The organism is Pseudofulvibacter geojedonensis, assembly GCF_042675745.1.
GTDB classification, from domain to species: Bacteria; Bacteroidota; Bacteroidia; order Flavobacteriales; family Flavobacteriaceae; genus Pseudofulvibacter; species Pseudofulvibacter geojedonensis.
This window is the reverse complement of record NZ_JBHTJM010000009.1, coordinates 488,399-504,821: the sequence shown is the minus strand read 5'-3', so window position 1 is coordinate 504,821 and position 16,423 is coordinate 488,399. Positions and strand designations below refer to the sequence as shown.

16 protein-coding genes are annotated in these 16,423 nt (G+C 30.1%); 15 read left to right on the top strand and 1 reads right to left on the bottom strand.

Annotated elements, in window-relative coordinates; genetic code table 11:
- Nucleotides 1–80: 80 nt before the first annotated feature.
- The 8 genes from ACFQ1O_RS11890 (at nucleotide 81) to ACFQ1O_RS11855 (ending at nucleotide 7,356) form a co-directional block, all read left to right on the top strand.
- Complete coding sequence (locus ACFQ1O_RS11890; RefSeq protein WP_377716243.1) at nucleotides 81–512, top strand: T6SS immunity protein Tdi1 domain-containing protein; 432 nt, start codon at nucleotides 81–83, stop codon at nucleotides 510–512.
- Nucleotides 513–605: 93 nt separating this feature from the next.
- Entirely contained in the window at nucleotides 606–1,046 is a 441-nt protein-coding gene (locus ACFQ1O_RS11885) for a hypothetical protein (protein WP_377716242.1), read from the top strand.
- Nucleotides 1,047–1,055: 9 nt separating this feature from the next.
- A complete protein-coding gene (locus tag ACFQ1O_RS11880) occupies nucleotides 1,056–1,274 on the top strand; it encodes a hypothetical protein (protein ID WP_377716241.1) in 219 nt (72 codons plus the stop codon).
- Nucleotides 1,275–1,523: 249 nt separating this feature from the next.
- Nucleotides 1,524–1,994, top strand: coding sequence for a hypothetical protein (locus ACFQ1O_RS11875; RefSeq protein ID WP_377716240.1), 471 nt, complete (start codon nucleotides 1,524–1,526; stop codon nucleotides 1,992–1,994).
- A 103-nt stretch (nucleotides 1,995–2,097) separates the two neighbouring features.
- Entirely contained in the window at nucleotides 2,098–2,634 is a 537-nt protein-coding gene (locus ACFQ1O_RS11870; protein ID WP_377716239.1) for a hypothetical protein, read from the top strand.
- A 159-nt stretch (nucleotides 2,635–2,793) separates the two neighbouring features.
- Complete coding sequence (locus ACFQ1O_RS11865; RefSeq protein ID WP_377716238.1) at nucleotides 2,794–3,594, top strand: helix-turn-helix domain-containing protein; 801 nt, start codon at nucleotides 2,794–2,796, stop codon at nucleotides 3,592–3,594.
- A 106-nt stretch (nucleotides 3,595–3,700) separates the two neighbouring features.
- Complete coding sequence (locus tag ACFQ1O_RS11860) at nucleotides 3,701–5,311, top strand: serine hydrolase domain-containing protein (RefSeq protein WP_377716237.1); 1,611 nt, start codon at nucleotides 3,701–3,703, stop codon at nucleotides 5,309–5,311.
- Between the two features lie 728 nt (nucleotides 5,312–6,039).
- Nucleotides 6,040–7,356, top strand: a complete 1,317-nt coding sequence (locus ACFQ1O_RS11855) for a serine hydrolase domain-containing protein (protein WP_377716236.1) — start codon at nucleotides 6,040–6,042, stop codon at nucleotides 7,354–7,356.
- 79 nt (nucleotides 7,357–7,435) lie between these two features.
- On the opposite strand, the gene ACFQ1O_RS11850 is transcribed toward ACFQ1O_RS11855, so the two are convergent.
- Nucleotides 7,436–7,912 carry an Hsp20/alpha crystallin family protein gene (locus ACFQ1O_RS11850; protein WP_377716235.1) on the bottom strand — a complete coding sequence of 159 codons (477 nt, stop codon included), beginning with the start codon at nucleotides 7,910–7,912 and terminating at the stop codon, nucleotides 7,436–7,438.
- A gap of 418 nt (nucleotides 7,913–8,330) precedes the next feature.
- Between ACFQ1O_RS11850 and ACFQ1O_RS11845 the strand changes: the two genes are divergently transcribed.
- From ACFQ1O_RS11845 to ACFQ1O_RS11815, 7 genes are all read left to right on the top strand, one after another.
- Nucleotides 8,331–9,629, top strand: a complete 1,299-nt coding sequence (locus ACFQ1O_RS11845) for a serine hydrolase domain-containing protein (RefSeq protein ID WP_377716234.1) — start codon at nucleotides 8,331–8,333, stop codon at nucleotides 9,627–9,629.
- Between the two features lie 110 nt (nucleotides 9,630–9,739).
- Entirely contained in the window at nucleotides 9,740–10,249 is a 510-nt protein-coding gene (locus ACFQ1O_RS11840) for a hypothetical protein (RefSeq protein ID WP_377716233.1), read from the top strand.
- 53 nt (nucleotides 10,250–10,302) lie between these two features.
- The gene (locus ACFQ1O_RS11835) at nucleotides 10,303–10,515 is read left to right on the top strand and encodes a hypothetical protein (RefSeq protein WP_377716232.1); all 213 of its coding nucleotides are present in this window, start codon (nucleotides 10,303–10,305) and stop codon (nucleotides 10,513–10,515) included.
- 244 nt (nucleotides 10,516–10,759) lie between these two features.
- Nucleotides 10,760–12,034 (top strand): NAD(P)/FAD-dependent oxidoreductase, encoded by a 1,275-nt coding sequence (locus ACFQ1O_RS11830; RefSeq protein WP_377716231.1) that lies wholly within the window; start codon nucleotides 10,760–10,762, stop codon nucleotides 12,032–12,034.
- On the top strand, nucleotides 12,015–12,617 hold the full coding sequence (locus ACFQ1O_RS11825) for a hypothetical protein (RefSeq protein ID WP_377716230.1): 603 nt from the start codon (nucleotides 12,015–12,017) through the stop codon (nucleotides 12,615–12,617). The genes ACFQ1O_RS11830 and ACFQ1O_RS11825 overlap by 20 nt, the downstream gene beginning before the upstream one ends.
- Nucleotides 12,618–12,808: 191 nt before the next feature.
- Nucleotides 12,809–15,232: a TonB-dependent siderophore receptor gene (locus ACFQ1O_RS11820; protein ID WP_377716229.1), complete on the top strand. Its 2,424-nt coding sequence runs from the start codon at nucleotides 12,809–12,811 to the stop codon at nucleotides 15,230–15,232.
- 63 nt (nucleotides 15,233–15,295) lie between these two features.
- Nucleotides 15,296–16,423 (top strand): PepSY-associated TM helix domain-containing protein, encoded by a 1,128-nt coding sequence (locus tag ACFQ1O_RS11815; protein WP_377716228.1) that lies wholly within the window; start codon nucleotides 15,296–15,298, stop codon nucleotides 16,421–16,423.

Genomic DNA, 16,423 nt, shown 5'->3' with positions numbered 1-16,423 from the left:
TACAATATGATTGTCCTAACGGACAATCTGCATGCGTCTGCGACGCACGCATTTTATATCAAACGTTGTAGGTAATTAAAATGATACTTGAAACAATAAATAAGGAATGGGGATGGCTCGGCATCAGTGCCATTGAAGTTATTGATGAAAATGACTTTGGGAATTTGATTTTCCGATCTGATGATGGTGCATATTGGAGGATTTTACCCGAAAGTCCAGAATGTATCAAAATTGCAAACAACCAAAATGAATTTGAAAAACTGAGAACTGATCAAGATTTTCAATTGGATTGGCAGATGGAAACTCTGGTGAAAGCGGCAAAGCGAAAACTTGGTGAATTAGAGCAAGGAAGAAAATACTGCCTGAAAATGCCTGCGATTCTTGGTGGAGAATATAGCGAAGAAAATCTTGGGACAGTTTCGCAAATCGAACAGATTGGCTTCAGCGGAGATATTGCCAGGCAAATTCATGACTTACCTGATGGAGCCAAAATTGAACTGAAAATAGAATAAAAAACTACCTACAACAATGGCTATAAAGCATAGGCCTAACCAACCAAACCGTCCCTACGCTTCATAGCCGGTACGTTGTAGCACATTTGAAAAATGAAAATATTGACTTACATTTTATCATTATTACTCGGAGGATTTGTTTACTTCTTATTTGCTGCATATATGACTGTTTCTGCTGGATTTTCCGCCAGTCCGCTGATAAGTGTTGGATTTGCAATTCTGATTTTCGGATTTTTAAGTTGGTTTCACTTTTATAAACCAAAAATTGGAGCAATCCTTCTGACTTTAGCTTTTTTAGCAATGTATTTTACTTGGCCGATTTATTTGCTTTTTGAATATTTCGGGAATTCTGAATATAAACCTTCACCAATAGAATTTCTGACACCAATAATTTTAGGAACTCTAATGATATTTCTTGCTTGGAAAGGCAAAAACTCGGAATTAAATAAATGGACAAAACTTATTTTAGCTGTTCCGCCAGCAATTATCGGACTTTACATTGGTGGTTTTATGGCAATAAGATTAATCGGATAAAAAATTATAATGGTATACAAATTTAACGCACAAGGTATTGATGAAAATACAGATACATATCTCGAATTTTCAACAGAAGAAGATAGATTAATGATTATTTCTGGCGATTATGATAATGAATTGCAGAATAACATTCATTATTTAAATAAAGAAGAGATTAATGACTTAATCATTGCTCTGACTAATCTGAATAATGAAATCGCCGAATTTGAAAGACAAACTAAATAAAAAAACGTGCTACAACAATGTATAACCGCAATTACGGCGGATTCGACTGCGTCCGAATCCACTCGGAATTGCTAACGTTCGTTCTAAACCGAAAATTATTAACTTTAAATCCGTAACTGACGGTTATACGAGACCGTTACCATACATTCAATGAAAACAACTTTTCTCTTATTCTTAACTTGCTTCTGCTTATTTGCTCAGGAATCAAAAAAATACAAAAAATTAGTCGGCAAACTGGAAAAAATAAGTGTGGAAAAAGACACTACATATTACAGAAATGGACAAGTTAAATTTCTATCTGAAAGAACTACATACAAGTATAATAACCAAGAATTTACAAATTGGACAGGAAAATCAATTCTTTACTACAAAAATGGAGTTATAGCAAGAGTAACTGTTCAAAATGACTATGGTAATTTTCTAAATGAAAAATTTTATGATAGAAATGGTAATTTAATTGAGGAGTGGATTACGACTGAACTAGATAGTAGAGCTAATAATCTAAATGAATACTTTAGTAATAAATCTCTTGGAGACATAAAAAAGATTATTAATTACTATAAGTATTCAAAAAAGTTGTCAAAATATTATATATATAAACAAGAATACATAGAGTTGTTTAATGGAATTGTTAAAGAAAAAAGGAACACCTTAAATTTGAATGGAGAAATAATCAAAACTAAAAACCTTAAACCTCGAAAAGAAAAAAACTTATGGTAACAACGTGTAAAAATAATTACTACTATTAGCCTAATCAAAGTTAGTCACATTTTTACACCAACTGTTGTGTGTAATTTCCAAAACTGAATAGAAATCAAAATTAATGAAAAAACCATACTTAATTCTATTGATTTTCTTTGCTTTTAGTTGTGCAGAAAAACAAAAAGAGAATATCTCCAAAAGGAAAAAACAAATTGAAATTGATTTAAAAGAAGTAAAAACTAAGAAGACTGAATTAAATTATCCAGATTCGATTACAAATGTAGCTATACAATTTATTAATGAATATGTTTCTAATTGTAATAAAACGAAAGAACAGATTGGAATTATTGAATTTGTAAATGCTCATCCTAATGTTAGTATTGAATTTAAAACAGAACTCAAGAGAATGATTGAAAAGGCAGAAAAATCTGACCCGGAATATGGACTAGGATTTGACCCCATTTTTGACGCTCAAGATTACCCTGATGATGGATTCAAACTTTCAGAATTTGACTCAAACACAAATTATTTGACTGTAGAAGCTATCAAGTGGAAAGAATTTAAAATAACAATGAGGATTAAGGAGGTTGATAATAAATGGATTGTGACAGGCTGTGGAGTGATAAACATACCAAAAGACAAACAAGCAAAACGATAAAAACTACATACAACAAGGTATATAATTAATTGCTTCTGAAGTTTCTATCGGAAAGTACTCACAAATTTGTTATCTTCGGTTAGGCTGAAAAAACTCTGTAGACTTTTTCAGCTATCAAATCATAGCCTAAAAACGCTGTTGGTCATAAGATGAAACAGGATGAACAAACTTAAAACAGGAGAATTTTACGGAGCACATTATCAAAAATCAGTTTTTGATAATTTAATAATTACAGATACTGAATACACTCATAGCAAAGTTGATTGGCATTATCACGAAAACCCATATTTTACCTATTTACTACAAGGAAAATTATTTGAATCTAATAAAAAAGAAGCCTACTATTTAGAAGCTGGAGACCTCTTATTTCATAATTGGCAAGACGCACATTACAATATTAAACCACCAGAGTTTACAAGAGGTTTTCATATTGAGCTAAATCAAGACTGGTTTTTAAACTTTAACATCGAATTAAAAGATTTTGAAGGCAGTACTAACTTAAACAATCCAATGATAAAGAACTTGATGAATCAAATATTTATCGAAACTAAAATAAATGACCCATATTCTAACTTAAGCATTGAGAGTAATTTAATTAATATATTTAATAACATTAAAACAGATAAGAAGAGCCTATCTAAAGCACCTATTTGGACAACGAGACTAAAAGAATTGTTATTTGAAGAAAATATTGATTACTCCTTAAAGAATTTAAGTTCAATTTTGGACCTACATCCTGTGCATTTATCTAGAGAGTTTAGCAATTATTTTGGAACTAGTTTAGGTAATTATTTAAGACTAATTAAAATTAATAAAGCCTTTAACCTAATCCTTTCTAATAAACTATCAATGACAGAAATTTGTTATAAGTGCGGTTTTTACGACCAAAGTCATTTTATTGCAAACTTCAAACGAGTTTACCACACTACACCTTCAAAACTTATGAAGAAAATTTCCTAATGTTAATTTTATACAATTTTAGGAAATGAAATACTCTCATCTTTGTTCCTTCATCAAGAATCAATCAAAAACTCATAACATGAAATTAAGTTATTTATTAGTCCTTATGTTCTGTGTACTAACACCTTGTAAGAACAAGATTTACTCACAATCAAAACATGCAGATTTACATAAAAAGGAACATTTATATTTTTCAAAAGACGAAATAAAAAAAAATAAGCCTACCACTTATAACTACATCAACACCTTTACTTTAAACAAAGAAAAATTTCTAAACATTTACTTTGCTTTAGACGTTCCACTAATAAAAAGCCTTCAAAAAATAGCACCTCATTTAACAGAAGATGAGCTCTTAGAAAAAGGAAATTTTCAATTTTCTTTTTTAGTAGATGGAAAGATAATTTATGTAGAAAACTTAAACAAAGGAGCTGGTTTAAAAACTTCTAAAACTGTACAGCTTGATCATACAATACGTTTGGTAGCGCCAGAAAAATTAGATTATTGGGGTTGGTTTATGTGGTTAAAGTTTATGAAATTAGGTGGTGGGCAAGATGTATTAAGCACTGGCAACCATTTGTTAACCATAGAGGTAAGACCTTATATACAAGAAGAATCAATAAAAATTGGCTCTCTTTTAGCTAAAGGTAGTATTAATATAGACGTTGCTAAAATTAAGATTGATGAACGCTTAGTTCCTATTCAAAAAATTCAACCAAATAGTGGTTGGGAAATATCTACAGATGCCATTGACACTCAAAAAATAGAAGCTCTAAACAGAAAAATTGCAGAAGGTAGATTTGAGAATATTAATGGTCTTGTAGTAATTAAAGATGGTAAACTTTTACTAGAAGAATACTTTAATGGCGAAAGTAGAAATAGTTTACACGACCCAAGATCTGTTGGAAAATCAATAGCCTCATCAATGTTAGGTATTGCTATTGATGACGGTTTTATTGATAACGAAGAGATGACGCTAAAGGATTTTTATGATTTAAAATCATATACTAATTACAGTAGTAAAAAAGATTCTGTTACCTTAAAATCACTTTTAACTATGAGTTCAGGTTTTAATGGAGATGACAGTGATTACAGTAGTTTGGGAAACGAAGAAAATATGTACCCAACAGATGATTGGGTTAAGTTTACGCTTGATTTACCCATGAAAAAAGAAGCCAATATTGGTAAACAATTCGCATACTTTACGGCAGGCGTAGTGGTTTTAGGAGACATTATCCATAAATCCGTTCCTAATGGATTGGTTTCTTATGCAGACAATAAATTATTTAAACCTCTTGGAATAACACATTATCAATGGGAATACACACCGCAACATGTTGGTAATACCGCAGGCGGAATTAGGTTGAGGGCTCTTGACTTTGCTAAATATGGTCAGTTATACAAAAACAAAGGCCTTTGGAATAATAGGCAAATTTTAAATAGAAATTGGGTAGAAAAAAGTTTAGGGAAACAAATAAAACAAACAATAGACAAAGGCCATTATGGCTATTTGTTTTGGAACAAAACTTATAAAATTAATCATAAAGAGTATGAAGTTTCTTATTGTAGTGGTAATGGAGGAAATAAAATATTTATTTTTAAAGACATCCCTTTAGTAGTAGTTATTACCGCTTCTGCATACAACAATCCAAATGCACATACTAATGCTGACAAAATAATAAAGGAATACATACTACCTGCAATAGTAGAAAAAAGATAAATCTAATTGTTAGTAATGTATAAAATACACGCCTGATTTTAGCCTGTTTCAAAAGTAAGTGTATATTTACAATGTGCTGTCTTTATATACAACTCGTAAGTAACTATAATACATACATATTATACGGGACAGTTAGCTTTAATTAAAACCCAAAAATGATTGATGTAATAACATTTAAATTTGAAGCAGGCCACAGATTTTATGGGCTTCCTCATTTCACCTACGTAATTAACGACAATCTTTACATGTGGAGATATGACATACAGCGTAAAGCAATGTTAAATCAATGCGCTGGAATTGACAACTTCGGAAAAACTCTTGAATAGGGATTAACAGAATTATTAGGCAGAAGAAGTGATAATAATTTTAGAATAATAAATAAAAAAACCAGAGTTAATTGATATAAAAAAAATGTATATACCACATAACACAGACAAGACTAAAATAACAGAATGGCAAAAAATGAATTTGACTTTTGAAAACTAAAGCCAATAATGTGTATAGTGTATGACACCGTAAACGAACAGTTATAACCAATTAAAGAAACCCTATGAAATTGAGTAATTCATTTAGCGGAGCATTGAGAGCACTCGCATATTTTATCTCAAGTGGAAAAGCTATAAAATATTCTATTGGAACCGAAAACACTTATTTAAAAGAATAATAAAAACTGGTTACAACAGTGACTATAAATGATCACTATTATAAGTGGCAAACCTAACAAAATAATGAGACCAATTTTAACCCTACTTCTTTTACCAATTCTTCTAATATCATGCAAAAATCAAAGTAAAAAAACAGAAGATAATTCACTACATCAAACAAAAAAGCTAGAGAAAAAAGTAGATGAGTACTTCTCTTCACTTAATAAAATTAGAAAATTTAATGGCGTTGTATTTGTTTCTAAAAATGATACAATAATCATTCATAAAGCATATAATTTAAATCAAAATAAAAACAGTACCACTTACGTAACAAAAGCAAGTCAATTTGATATTCATTCTGTTTCCAAGTTAATGGGGAAATACCTGATTGAAAAGTTTGAAATTGAGGGAAAAATTAAAAAAAGTACATCAATCAAAAAGTTTTTCCCAAACTTTCCTAACGGAGACAAAATAACCGTAGAAATGTTACTCAACCACACATCAGGACTTCCTAGAAGCTTAGAAGGTGTTCAAGAAGATGAAATCAACTTGTCTGCAGAACAGATTATTGAGTATGCCAAAAAACAAAAACTACTTTTTGAACCTGGAACTGGAAAACAATATTCTAATGTAGCTTATCAACTTGTTTATTTTGTCATTCAAAAAATTTCTAACAAAACATTTGCCCAATGCCTGGCAGATGAAGTGTTCCAGCCCTTAGACATGAAAAGTTCTGGAGCACATTTCTACCTTAAAGAGAATAACTTAAAACAATTAGCAAAAAACCACGAAAAAGAGGGTGATCGAATTATACAGGTAGATAATGTTTTACCAGATGAATTGAAAACTGCAAGAATATTTTCAACAGCTTCAGACTTAAACAAATTTTTAAACCATATAAAAAACGAACCTTATGCTTCGTTATTACAAAACGAATTGAGTGTTATAGAAAAAAGTGGTGGTTCAGACGGAATAAGAGTTGAGGTATACACAAATCTTGAATATAATTACAATTTCATTTTCTTAGCAAATTATGAAGAAGTGCCTTTTCAGAAAACAATAGAAGATTTTGCCAAAATATTGGAAAACAAACCATATGATATTCCGAAAGAATTGAGTAGAAAATCTATTAAATTACCCACCAACGTTTTAAAAAGATATGTAGGAACATATTCGTTTGCAGACATGGGCAATTTGGAGTTGATTTTTAAAGTAGAAAATGAAAATTTGGTAGTTTATCAAGATGGGGAGCAGATAGCCACCTTAAAAGCTGAATTAGAAAATACTTTCTTTGACGATCCTAAAGAACCCGAATCATTTGAATTTATTAAAAACGAAAGAGGCAATCTTGACGTTTTAATGGGTTGGAAAGGAGTTAAATTAAAAGGAATTAAGAAGTAACATACTACATTCTAATAATATTAGAATGAGGCTAAAGCTTTAGCCTCATTCCCTATAAATACATAAAGATTCATTTCTATTATGAAATCTTAATCGTTCTTGGGGGCTTTTGTTTTGCCTCTTCTTTTTTAGGTAGAAGAATACTTAAAATTCCATCCTTATAATTCGCATTAATCTTTTCTTCATTTACACTTTCAGGTAGGGTAAATGTTCTTTTAAATGAAGAGTAACCAAACTCTCTACGAGTATAGTTATCTTTTTGATGTTCATTTTCTTGCTTTGTTTGAGTTGAAATTGATAATACTTGGTTATCTAAATCAAGATGAAAATCGGACTTTTTCAAACCAGGAACTGCCATTTCTACCATAAAAGCATCTGCTGTTTCTTTAATGTTAACTTTTGGCAAAGTAATTCCAGTATTAAAATTTGAGGTAAATACTGAAGGGAGGTCTCTATTAAATATATCATCTAACCAGTTAGACCAATTTGGGAAGTTTTGATTTGAATTAGTGTTTGCTAAACTTCCGTTTTTAGGAACATTGACTAAATTGCTCATAATTACAAAATTTTAATTAAACATTATTTCAATATTGAAACCTATTAAAGCTTCATTGAGTATTTCGCAAAAAAAATGCCATTATGAATAATTACTAATTACACTCTATTTAAATGCATTATTAAATGAAATTTTGTCACAATCATGATTAATTGACATGTTATTTAATAAATAGCTTACATATTACCAATTACACTAAACATAATATTTTGAATTTACTTTTGTAAAAAGTACAATAAGAAATAACACTGTATAGTAATGTACAAGTACCATAACAACTGAATTCCTAATCGAAATTTAACGCTTGTTAATTGCTCTTACGGCTGTGATATAAAATCACAATTAATTTTCCGTAATAAGCTTAAAAAAATTGTAACAAAAATCCTATTTTTATCTCTTAACAGAGAACGAATACTAAATGAAAAAAATAGCTCTACTATTAATTATAGGAATTGCATGCTCATCTTGTAATCAAAATAAAAAACAACCCCATATCCCCATAAATGAAAAACAAGCTATAAAAGATTCTTTAACAATTGAATTGGATTCCATTCAAAAAAATGGACTAATAAATGGTTTTGCAGTTGCTATGGTTGACCAAGATGGGGTATTATACAAAAAAGGATTTGGTTTTTCTAATACAGAAACCAAAGAAAGATATTCAGAAAACACCATACAGCCCATAGCTTCTGTTTCTAAAACATTAATAGGTATAGCCTTAATGAAAGCAAAAGAATTAGGAAAATTAAATCTAGATGACCCTATACAAGATTATTTAGCTTTTAAGGTTATAAACCCCAATTATCCGAACGAAATTATAACTATCAGGCATTTGGCAACTCATACATCTGGTATTAATGATGGAGACCAATACATGAATAAAGCTTGGGTTTTAACAGAAAATCAAGACTTAACAAATGTGAGCACAGACTATCCAGAACAACAATTCAACCCTTTCGAATCGTATATTTCAATGGATGAATATCTAAAAGCTTATCTACAAGAAAACGGAGCATATTATAAAGAAGAAAATTACTTAAATTTTAAACCTGGAGAACGCTATAACTATTCAAACATAGGTGCTACACTATGCGCATTGGTTATTGAAAAAGCCACAGGCCAAGCATTTGACTCATTTACAAAAGAACATATCTTGAAACCATTAGGTATGAATTCATCTGGTTGGAAACTAGCAGATGTAGATATAAAAAAGCATTCAAGGCTGTATAGAAACGATAATACTCTGCTACCTTTTTATACCGTTATAACCTACCCAGATGGAATGCTTATTTCTTCAAGCAGTGATATGGCTAAATATCTTACAGAGTTGATTAAAGGATACTCTGGAGAAGGAACCCTACTTAAAAAAGATAGTTATAAAGAATTCTTTTCAGAACAATTAAATGAAAACCATTTTGCAAAAGATGAACGTAACGCAAACCATCCTTTTAATGGAGACTATAACCCTGCAATATTTATTGGGCATAGTGCACTAGGCTTTATAGGTCATTCTGGTGGTGATGCTGGAGTTGCAACTTGGATGTATTTTAATAAGGATAAAAAAACGGGTAGATACCTTGTAATTAACTGTGATATGGGTAATGACGATCGATCGAGAGAATTGGAGTACTATGCCATTTGGGATAAAATGGACGAATATTTTGATAGACTAACAGTAAAAAACTCAACACAAGAAAATGTATATAACAATAATTAATTCAAGCATTTTAGGACCAAAATAACATTCTAGCTTAAATAACGTTTACCTATTTAGAACCCTTTTATTCTTCATAAACAAAACTGTTGTAAAACGTTTAGCCAAAAACTATGAAAAAAATTGTACTCTTAATAATTTTAACTTGCCTCTTTTCGTGCAAAAATTCTCAAAAAGAAAGCATTACAAGGCAAAAAGAAACTGAAGGAACTCCAAAAGAAAATATACTCAAACCAAAAACAGAAGAACATGACGTAAAAAGGCAGTTATTAAAACTCACTTCAGAAACAAAAAGTAATATTATTCATTGCGAAAATAAAAAGTTCATAATTAAAGTCGACCGTCTTAAAAACGGAGGTATTAGATATACTTCTTGGAATAAGCCCAAAACAATTTCTGATAAGCCAAACCTTTTGCTATATGATGGAAAAATAGAGCAACAAGGTACCGGTGGTGGTTATCACTACATTTTCACAAGTGGAAAATGGAGCTACATTATTGAAAATAACTTAATGGGAGAAACAGCAGAATCAATGGGAATCTTTCTTAAGTTACTTAACCTTGAAGAAAAATTAATCTATTCTAAAATGACCAATTTAACTACCAAAAAAATTATGATCTAAAGTCTTATTCAAAAGGTAATTTAATTGGAAATTGGTGGACACCTCATTATGCTGTGAGAAAAATACAATTTAATAATGATGGAACATTTCTTTTTGATCATGGAGATGGGAAAAAAATTAAAGGAAAATTTGAACTTTATAATAAATCCATAAATCTTAATTTCGATAATGGACTTAATAAAGTTTTAAAAATTGGTGGAGGATATAACAACTCAAGTCTAACCATAACTGGAGATGGAGAAAATTTTGTAAAAAAATCAAACTAAAACGTGTTACAACAGTGTTTAATAATAATTATACCTACTACAGAACTTATAAATGGATTTAATTTTTAGGGTGGTTAGTAACTTTATTTAAATAGACCTCATTATAATATTTGGATTTATTTACTGAAAAAATAATTAATACTAAATATCTTAAATAGAAAAGAACTTTCTTAAACTAGTTTATTTCTTTAGGCAATTCATTTAACTAACTTTGTATCAAGTCGGATAAAAGATAAGTAATTTCATGGAAAAAAAGTTAAGAATAGTTGTTGTGGGAGGTGGCTTTGCAGGCTTAGAATTTGTAAAAAGATTAGGAAACTCATCAAAACACCAAATCATATTAGTAGATAGTAACAATTACAATTTTTTTCCTCCTCTAATTTATCAAGTATCTACTGGTTTTATGGAACCCTCTGCAATTAGTTATCCTTTTCGAAAAATTCTTCGAAAATTAAAATCTGTAAGGTTCAGACTTGGGTCACTAGAAAAAGTAGTTCCTGAAGAAAATAAGATAATTTTAAACAACGGAGAATTAGAATATGACATTTTGGTAATGGCTACTGGCACCGAAACTAACTTTTTTGGGAATAAAAATATTGAAGAAAAAAGCTTGCCAATGAAAACCATAAGTGATGCACTATCATTACGAAATGTTATTTTAACTAGGCTTGATCGAGCTACTCGAATTTCTAACAAAGAAGAAAGAAAAAAGTATTTAACCATTGTAATTGCAGGTGCAGGTCCTACAGGAGTTGAACTTTCGGGTATATTATCAGAAATGAAAGATTCTATTATAATAAAAGATTACCCTGAATTAAAAAAGGAAGACCTTGGAGAAATTTATTTAATAGATGGACAACCTACTGTATTAGCGCCAATGTCTTCTAGCGCTCAAAATTATACTGCAAAAAAACTTTCTGAGTTAGGAGTAACATTAATTATGAATACTTTGGTTAAAGATTATGATGGTGAAACTGTCTTTTTATCTAATGGAGATGAAATCAAATCGAGAAACCTTATTTGGGCTGCAGGTGTATCTGCAAAAACATTTAAGGGCTTTTCTGAAGATAGTATTGGAGCTGGCAGAAGACTTAAAACGAATCCATTTAATCTAGTTCACTCTTATAAAAACATATATGCTTTAGGAGATTGTGCTTTAATTATTGATGATAAAAATTATCCTAATGGACACCCACAATTAGCACAACCCGCACTTCAACAAGCAAAAAATTTGGCTTATAATCTTAACAGAAAAAAGAATGACTGGGTACCTTTTCAATATACAGATAAAGGTTCCTTAGCTATAATTGGAAGGAACAAAGCTGTATTAGATTTCCCTGGTAAAAAATATTCTTTAAAAGGTTTTAGTGCTTGGTTTATCTGGATTTTTGTACACATAATGGGATTGGTTAATTTTAAAAACAAGGTAAAAACACTTTATAATTGGCTAGGTTATTATATTTACAAGGATCAATTTTTTAGAATGATCATTAAACCAAATGAAAAAAATAAATCATAAAACTAATTATATGAAAATAGTAAAGTTATCGGGAATTTTTATTTTAATTATGAGTTTAACTGCTTGTTATCAAAATAAAAGTAATGATTCGCAAACAAGTGTTCTAGATGGTTGGAAATCGATCGTTGATAACAATTACTCTATTAACTATCCTAGTAATTGGGAGCTTGATGAATCTGGACAAATGGGAACGCGTTTTATTTTGTTTAGTCCACTTTCTTCTGATCAAGATCAATTTAGAGAAAATATCAATCTTTTAATTCAAGATTTATCAGGACATAATTTAGATCTTGAAAAATATGTGGAAATTTCAATAGATCAAATTAACAGAATGATTACCGATGGAAACATTTTAAAAAACAAAAGAAAATTAAATAAAGAATTAAATTACCATCAACTTATCTATACCGGAAAGCAAGGTGAGTACAAATTAAAATTTGAGCAATATTTATGGGTAATTAAAAACAAGGCATATGTGTTGACATTGACTTGTGAAGATGAACAATTTAGCAATTACCAAAAAATTGGAGAAGAAATCATGAATAGCTTCAAATTAAAAAATACAGCTCAAAATACTCAATAAAAACACTATCAATATTTAAAGTTATTTATTAAAACCCTTCTACTTTTAATGCTGCTAACACTACCTCAAAAGCAGTAAATCAGCTCATTAAAAAATATTATTTAGATTTATTATAAATAATTTGGTCAAATCGAAAGACGGATATATTTTTGCCAAAATTTACTATTTATACTAAGTCTTAATAAAAACAAATGAAAAATCTATTATCTATTTTATCATTAATCTTTCTATTTAATATAGCCTCAGCCCAAGAAGGTGTGATTACTGGAACAATACAAAATAACAATCAAAAGCCACTTTTAGGGGTAAATATTTCTATAAAAAATACAACTAAAGGCACTCAAACAAACCAAGAAGGTATCTTTAATCTTTCTAGTTTAGAAAAAGGAAATTACACCCTTGTTATATCGTATTTAGGCTTTAAAACAAGAGAAATTACAATAGATGTAATAAATAACAAACCCGTTCATTTAAATAAAATAACACTTTATGAAGGGAATGAAATTTTAAATGAAGTAGTGATAAAAAACGAACGTCGGAATAAATTTTCCAGAAAAAAAACAGCCTATGTTTCTAAGCTTCCGTTAAAAGACATCGAAAATACTCAAGTTTATAGCACTGTAACTAATGAAATCTTAAAATCTCAAGTTGTAACAAACTTTGATGATGCCTTAAAAAATGCTACTGGAGTTGAACAACTTTGGGCATCAACTGGCCGTGGAGGAGATGGAGCTGGGTATTTTTCACTTCGTGGCTTTTCTGTACAACCTCAATTAGTAAATGGTTTGCCAGGTTTAACCAATGGTACAATTAATGCTGCAAACATTGAACGTATTGAAGTATTAAAAGGACCTTCGGCTACTTTATTTGGTAATGCCGTAAGCTCATATGGCGGTCTTATAAATGTTGTAACTAAAAAACCTTATGTTGGAACTGGTGGAGAGTTGTCTTATACCTCTGGCACATACGGACTCAATCAGGTTGTAGGTGATTTTAATACTGCTTTAAGTAAAAAAGACAACTTATATTTTAGACTAAACACTGCTTATACTACAGAACAAAGTTTTCAAGATGCTGGTTTTAGAAACTCTTTTTTTGTTGCTCCTTCTTTATCATATAAAGTAAACAATAAACTTTCATTTTCATTCTACGGAGAGATTACTCAAGCAGAACAAACAAACCCTACTTTTTTATTCTTAAATAGAAGTGCACCCACAGAAGCAAACAACTTAAATGAATTGGCTTACAACAATAAACTATCGTTTACAAGTAATGATTTAGCTTTAAAAAACCCTACTCAAAACTATAGAATAGAAGCAGATTATAAAATATCTAATACTTGGCAATCTCAAACATTACTTTCTAAAAGTGCTACCTCAACCAAAGGATATTATTCTTATTTATATGATTATGGGATTTTAGGAAATAATACCTTTACTAGATTCATCAATAAACAGAATTCTAACACACAAACTACAGATATACAACAAAATTTTATTGGCGATTTTAAATTAGCCAATTTAAGAAATAGAATAGTTATAGGTATAGACTACTTTAACGAAACTCAAACAGATAACAATACAGGGTATGCTTTTTATGGCAATGTATTACCAAATGGCGATACCAACGGTGATAACCCATTTACTCCTGCAGAGGAAACCGATTCTTATCCGCTTTCAGCATCAGGAGTTGATGCAGTTTTAGCTTCACAAGATATAAATAACGCAAAATCTAAGTATCATATTTATAGCATGTATGCATCTAATGTTATAAATATTACAGATAAATTATCGGCAATGGTTGGTTTAAGATTGGATCATTTTGATAACGAAGGTAATTTAGCAAATCTAGACGATGACTATAAGCAAACAACTATTTCGCCAAAATTTGGTATTGTTTATCAACCTATAAAAGATCAATTATCTATTTTTGGAAACTATCAAAATGGCTTTACAAATGTTGCTCCGCAGTTAGTTGGAGATCCTTCTGATGGACCACAGACTTTTAAAAATTTCAATCCAGAACAAGCCAACCAAATAGAATTTGGAGCTAAAACAAATCTTTTCAATAATAGGCTAAACACTACTATAAGTTATTATAACATCAAAGTAAAAGATCGAGTAATAACAGACCCTTCATCGCCTTTTAACAAAATTCAAGGAGGAGAAGTAATTAGCAAAGGATTTGAAGTTGAATTAAATGCCAACCCCATAAATGGTTTGAATATAAGAGCTGGTTATAGCAATAATCAAAGTGAAACAACAAAGTCAGACAATACAGAAATTTTAAATAGAAGGCCACTTGAAGCAGGCCCGGAAACACTTTACAACTTTTGGGCTAACTATGAATTTCAAAATGGAAAACTAGATGGTTTTGGAATTGGATTAGGATTTAATGGTGCAAGCAAACGATTTGCAATAAATTATGAATCTACAGGCGAATTTATTTTGCCTAGTTATACAATTGCAAACGCTGCTATTTCTTATCAAGCAAATAAGTACAGAATAAGTTTAAAACTAAATAACGCCTTTAATAAAGAATATTATAAAGGATGGACAACTATAAACCCACAAATGCCCAGAGCTCTATTTGCTAATATTTCATATAAATTTTAATTAATCAAATAAAAAAGAGTAAGGACTTTTATTGAGTACTTACTCTTTTTTTAATACACTCTAATGAAAATCAAAAAAATCATTTTTCAACTTCATAAAATACTCGGTCTTATAACGGGTTTGGTGGTTTTTATAGTTGCAATTACTGGTTGTTGTTGGACCTTTAAAGAAGAAATTGAGAATCTTTACCGAAACCACAAAAGCGTATCTCCTCAAAACAGTGCTATTTTAACACCCACAAAAGCTAAAGAAATAGCCAAAGAAGTATTTCCTAATAATACCGTTCACGGAACGGTATTTAAACAAAAAAACGATGCTATTGAGGTTATATTTTACGATGCAGATCCTGAATTTTATCAGAGTGTTTTCTTAAATCCTTACTCTGGAAAAGTCATTGAAATAGATAACCATTTATCTGGATTTTTCGCTTTTATTTTAAAAGGACATATGCGGCTTTGGTTGCCTAAAGTTATTGGCGAGCAAGTTGTAGGCATATCCATTTTAGTGTTTATTTTAATCATTATTTCTGGTTTTATTCTATGGATTCCTAAAAAAAGGAAAAATTTAAAACAACGCTTAAGGTTTAGCTGGAAGAAAACAACAAAATGGAAACGTAAAAACTACGATTTACATTCAATTATTGGTTTTTACATTTGTTCGTTAGCCTTAATTATGGCTTTTACCGGTTCTATCATTTCATATAACTGGTTAAAATATGTTGTTTATATCTCTACTGGAGGTGATAAAGTACCCGCATTTATTATCCCTGAAAACACCAGTAAGCAGATAACTACTAAAGAAATAATTCCTATGGATTTTTTAATTGAAAAACTCAAAAAAGAATCCCCTAATGCCGAGAGTTTTGAATTACACTATCCTACATCAATAAACGAGAGTATTTATGTAGAAGTTTCTAACAGTAAAGGAATTTACTATGATTCTGATTACAGGTTTTTTGACCAAAATACACTCGAAGAATTAGAAACTCCCGCTATTTACGGAAAATACGAAAACGCTAAGGTAGCCGATAAAATTTTACGAATGAATTACGATATTCATGTTGGTGCTATTGGAGGAATTATAGGCAAAATTATTGTATTTCTAGTTAGTTTATTAATTGCTAGTTTACCAGTAACTGGATTTTTACTATGGTATGGAAGAAACTATAAAAAGAAAAAAAGTATTAAATAA